Below are 4,800 nucleotides of genomic sequence, written 5' to 3'. Positions count from 1 at the left end.
CAAAAAATCTGACAGTCCCCCGTTACCTAAATAACGGATATGCCCCCACCCCACCCCACCGCACCCCAAGCCAATCATCCCCCAGCCTTATCGCGCACCATTCACCCCCAACCGTATTTATTGTGACCGCAAGCCCCGTGCCTGACACTCCACCCATCCATCCCTTACCGCCCCCGGAGTCCCCCATGAGTGAGCCTGTGCAGTTCCAAGACAAGGTCGTGATCGTCACCGGTGCCGGCGGCGGGTTGGGCCGCGCCCACGCACTCCTGTTCGCCAAACACGGCGCCAAAGTGCTGGTCAACGACCTCGGCGGCTCAACCCAGGGCGAAGGCGCCAACGCCTCGGCCGCCGATCGCGTCGTGGCCGAAATCCGCGAAGCCGGCGGTATCGCCGAAGCCAACCACGACTCCGTCACCGACGGTGACAAAATCGTCCAGAACGCCCTCGACGCCTTCGGCCGCATCGACGTCGTGGTCAACAACGCAGGCATCCTGCGGGACAAAACCTTCCACAAAATGGAAGACAGCGACTGGGACCTGGTGTACCGCGTGCACGTCGAAGGCGCCTACAAAGTCACCCGCGCCGCCTGGCCACACCTGCGTGAACAAGCCTACGGCCGAGTGATCTTCACCGCCTCCACCTCCGGCATCTACGGCAACTTCGGCCAGTCCAACTACGGCATGGCCAAGCTCGGCCTGTACGGCTTGACCCGCACCCTGGCGCTGGAAGGCCGCAAGAACAACATCCTGGTCAACGCCATCGCCCCCACCGGCGGTACACGCATGACCGAAGGCCTGATCCCGCCGCAAGTCTTCGAGCGCCTCAAGCCGGAACTGATCAGCCCGTTGGTGGTGTACCTGGGCAGCGAAGCGTGCCAGGAAACCTCCGGGCTGTTTGAGGTGGGCGGTGGCTGGATCGGCAAGACCCGCTGGGAGCGAAGCCTGGGGGTCGGGTTCGACCCGGAGGCGGGCTTCTCGCCGGATGACGTCGCCGCCCACTGGCAGCAAATCTGTGACTTCGAAGGGGCCGCTCACCCCAAGGACAACATCGAAGCCTTGAAGGAAATGATGGCCAACCTGCAGAAATACAGCCTCTGATCGTTGCATGAGAAAGTTTTAATCAACCCCCGGGGCGCCATGGCGCCCCGTTTTATTTCCGGCAAAAAAAAGCCGCTGCAAAGGCAGCGGCTGAAGTAAGACGTTTGATCAAGGAGCAATAAATCAACGTCAGTGAACACCGGTAACAGATTGAAAGTAGAGATCAATCCATAAAATAGGGCTGTTCTTCCAGATCATGGAAGCGGGCGGTTCACCCTGAAAGCCCGGTAACAATAAGCTTTTGTTACAGAATGAAAAATAGCGATTCGGGACAAGGACTGTTACCAAACCGGCAACAGTGAAGGCTGCGCCTATCCATCCTCCTGATAACGCGCCATCCATCTCGTCCATGCCCCCGCCAATACCCCGGCCAGAGCGGCCCTTCATCCTTTCGAGCGACAACACAAATACCTCCTTGGTGCGCTTATCGCTCCTGATCGCGGGCAGTAGGGTGGGGCCTTCTGTCACACCACCGGGGAAGACGCATGACAAGAACAACAATGCGCGCCATCTTCAGGCCACAGGCGCTGGCCGCTGCGGTTGCTTTGGGTTGCTGTGCCCAGGCGCAGGCTGTTTCATTCAACATCGGCGAGATCGAAGGGCAATTCGATTCCTCGCTGTCGGTCGGTGCCAGTTGGGGCATGCGCGACGCCGACAAAAAGCTGGTGGGCGTTCCTAATGGCGGCACCGGCCAGGCGTCCACGGGGGATGACGGTCGCCTGAACTTCAAGAAGGGCGAGACCTTCTCCAAGATCTTCAAGGGCATCCACGACCTGGAGCTCAAGTACGGCGACAGCGGCGTGTTCGTGCGCGGCAAGTACTGGTACGACTTCGAGCTGCAGGACGAAGACCGCGAATTCAAGCAGATCAGCAATAACCACCGCGACGAAGGGGCCCGCTCTTCGGGCTATGAACTGCTGGATGCGTTCGTCTATCACAACTATTCCATCGGCGATTTGCCGGGCAACGTGCGCGTGGGCAAACAGGTGGTCAGTTGGGGCGAAAGTACCTTCATCGGCAACTCCATCAACAGCATCAACCCGATTGACGTCTCCGCCTTTCGCCGGCCCGGTGCCGAGATCAAGGAAGGCCTGATTCCGGTCAACATGGTGTTCGCATCCCAAAGCCTCACCAACCAACTGAGCGTGGAAGGTTTCTACCAGTTGAACTGGGAAAACACCGTGGTGGATAACTGCGGCACCTTCTTCGGCAACGACGTGGTGGCCCACGGCTGCAATGGCAACTACACCGTCGGCAGCCCGGCGATTGCACCGTTGCAACCGGTGGCGGCGGCGTTTGGCCAAGGCTTCCAGGTCACCAACGAAGGCGTGGTGGTGCAGCGTGCAAAAGACCGCGAGGCGCGCGATGGCGGTCAGTTCGGGATGGCCTTGCGCTGGCTGGGTGATGACACGGAATACGGCCTGTACTTCATGAACTACCACAGCCGCACGCCGACTGTCGGCACCATCACCGCCAACACCAACCTGGCAACCATTGGCGCCATCGCCAACGCGGCCAACGGGATCGCACCGGGCTCCGGCGCCGGCCTGGCGCAAAGCACAATGCTCGGCCGCGGCCAGTATTACCTCGACTACCCGGAAAACATTCGTCTGTTCGGGGCCAGCTTCTCCACCACCTTGCCTACCGGCACGGCCTGGACCGGCGAAATCAGCTACCGCCCGAATGCCCCCGTACAACTCAACACCACCGACCTGACGCTGGCCCTGGTCAACCCGATTGCCGGTAACGCCGCTTCGCCGATCGCCAGCTCTTTCGGTGCCGACAACGCCGGCTACCGCCGCAAGGAAATCACCCAGATCCAAAGCACCATGACCCAGTTCTTCGACCAGGTGCTGGGCGCCGAACGCCTGACCCTGGTGGGCGAAGCGGCCTTCGTGCACGTCGGCGGGCTGGAGGCGAAATCCAAACTGCGTTACGGCCGCGATTCGGTCTACGGCCAATACGGCTTCGGCGGCGACACCGACGGATTTGTCACGGCCAACTCCTGGGGTTATCGCGCCCGGGCCATCCTCGATTACAACAACGTATTCGCCGGGGTCAACCTCAAGCCCAACGTGTCGTGGTCCCAGGACGTCAGCGGCTACGGCCCCAACGGCCTGTTCAACGAAGGCGCCAAGGCCATCAGCGTGGGCGTGGATGCGGACTACCGCAACACCTACACCGCGAGCCTGAGCTACACCGACTTTTTTGGCGGTGACTACAACACCCTCACCGACCGCGACTTCATCGCCTTAAGTTTTGGCGTGAACTTCTGATGTGGCTTAAAGAAGGACAAGAGACTATGCGCAAGATGATTCTGCAATGTGGCGTGTTGGCCCTGAGCCTGTTGGCTGCCAACGTGATGGCCGCGGTGTCCCCGGAAGAAGCGGCCAAGCTGGGCACCACCCTCACCCCGGTGGGTGCCGAGAAGGCCGGCAACGCCGACGGTTCGATCCCGCCTTGGACCGGTGGCATCCCGAAAAACGCCGGCGCCGTGGACAGCAAGGGCTTCCTCGCCGACCCGTTCGCCAATGAAAAGCCGCTGTTCGTGATCACCGCCGCCACCGTCGACAAGTACAAGGACAAGCTGTCCGAAGGCCAGGTGGCGATGTTCAAGCGCTACCCCGAGACCTACAAAATCCCGGTCTACCCGACCCACCGCACGGTCAACCTGCCGCCGGAGATCTACGAGTCGATCAAGCGCAGCGCGCTCAACGTGCACGCGATCAACGACGGCAATGGCCTGGAGAATTTCACCGGCAACCGTTACTACGCGTTCCCGATTCCGAAGAACGGCGTGGAGGTGCTGTGGAACCACATCACCCGTTACCACGGCGGCAACCTGCGCCGCATCATCACCCAGGCCACGCCGCAGACCAACGGCAGCTACACGCCGATCCGCTTCGAAGAAGAAGTGGCCGTGCCGCAACTGATCCCGGACATGGACCCGGTGAAGGGCGCCAACGTGCTGACCTTCTTCAAGCAATCAGTGACGGCCCCGGCGCGCCTGGCGGGCAACGTCCTGCTGGTGCATGAAACCCTCGACCAGGTGAAGGAGCCACGCCTGGCCTGGGTCTACAACGCCGGCCAGCGCCGGGTGCGGCGTGCGCCGCAAGTGGCCTACGACGGTCCGGGCACGGCGGCCGACGGCCTGCGCACCTCGGACAACTTCGACATGTTCTCCGGCGCCCCCGACCGCTACGACTGGAAGCTGGTGGGCAAGAAAGAAATGTACATTCCCTACAACAGCTACAAGCTCGATTCGCCGACCCTCAAGTACGACGACATCATCAAGGCCGGCCATATCAACCAGGACCTGACCCGCTACGAGCTGCACCGGGTCTGGGAAGTGATCGGTACGGTCAAGCCGAGCGAACGGCACATCTACGCCAAGCGCCACATGTACATCGACGAAGACAGCTGGCAAGTCGCGCTGGTGGACCACTACGACGGTCGTGGCCAACTGTGGCGTGTTGCTGAAGGGCATGCGCAGTTCTACTACGACCACCAGGTGCCGGCCTACACCGTCGAGACCCTGTACGACATCATCGCCGGGCGCTACATCGCCCTGGGCATGAAGAACGAAGAGAAGAGCAGCTTTGTGTTCGGCTTTGCGGCCAAGGCGGCCGACTACACGCCGGCAGCCTTGCGCTCGGAAGGCGTGCGCTAAAACCGGATTGAAATGCGCTCAAACTGTGGGAGC

At 61.3% G+C, this 4,800-nt stretch carries 4 protein-coding genes; 3 read left to right on the top strand and 1 reads right to left on the bottom strand.

Annotated elements, in window-relative coordinates; genetic code table 11:
- The first annotated feature begins 185 nt into the window (after positions 1–185).
- Positions 186–1,097 carry an SDR family oxidoreductase gene (locus HX855_RS13325; protein ID WP_177083339.1) on the top strand — a complete coding sequence of 304 codons (912 nt, stop codon included), beginning with the start codon at positions 186–188 and terminating at the stop codon, positions 1,095–1,097.
- Positions 1,098–1,226: 129 nt separating this feature from the next.
- Here HX855_RS13325 and HX855_RS13320 read toward each other — a convergent pair whose 3' ends face one another.
- On the bottom strand, positions 1,227–1,502 hold the full coding sequence (locus HX855_RS13320) for a hypothetical protein (RefSeq protein WP_177083341.1): 276 nt from the start codon (positions 1,500–1,502) through the stop codon (positions 1,227–1,229).
- Positions 1,503–1,582: 80 nt separating this feature from the next.
- Between HX855_RS13320 and HX855_RS13315 the strand changes: the two genes are divergently transcribed.
- Both HX855_RS13315 and HX855_RS13310 read left to right on the top strand, forming a co-directional pair.
- Positions 1,583–3,373 (top strand): DUF1302 domain-containing protein, encoded by a 1,791-nt coding sequence (locus HX855_RS13315; RefSeq protein WP_177083343.1) that lies wholly within the window; start codon positions 1,583–1,585, stop codon positions 3,371–3,373.
- Between the two features lie 26 nt (positions 3,374–3,399).
- Positions 3,400–4,767, top strand: a complete 1,368-nt coding sequence (locus HX855_RS13310) for a DUF1329 domain-containing protein (RefSeq protein WP_177083345.1) — start codon at positions 3,400–3,402, stop codon at positions 4,765–4,767.
- Positions 4,768–4,800: the final 33 nt, after the last annotated feature.

The sequence above is a fragment of the Pseudomonas sp. IPO3778 genome (assembly GCF_013386825.1).
In the GTDB taxonomy this organism is placed as follows: domain Bacteria; phylum Pseudomonadota; class Gammaproteobacteria; order Pseudomonadales; family Pseudomonadaceae; genus Aquipseudomonas.
The sequence above is the reverse complement of the archived record's forward strand: the minus strand, read 5'-3'. Positions and strand labels throughout refer to the sequence as shown.

Bases quoted from the DNA above. Each gene is read 5' to 3' on its own strand.
- HX855_RS13325 (WP_177083339.1), top strand. From the start codon at position 186: ATGAGTGAGCCTGTGCAGTTCCAAGACAAGGTCGTGATCGTCACCGGT.
- HX855_RS13315 (WP_177083343.1), top strand. From the start codon at position 1,583: ATGACAAGAACAACAATGCGCGCCATCTTCAGGCCACAGGCGCTGGCC.
- HX855_RS13310 (WP_177083345.1), top strand. From the start codon at position 3,400: ATGCGCAAGATGATTCTGCAATGTGGCGTGTTGGCCCTGAGCCTGTTG.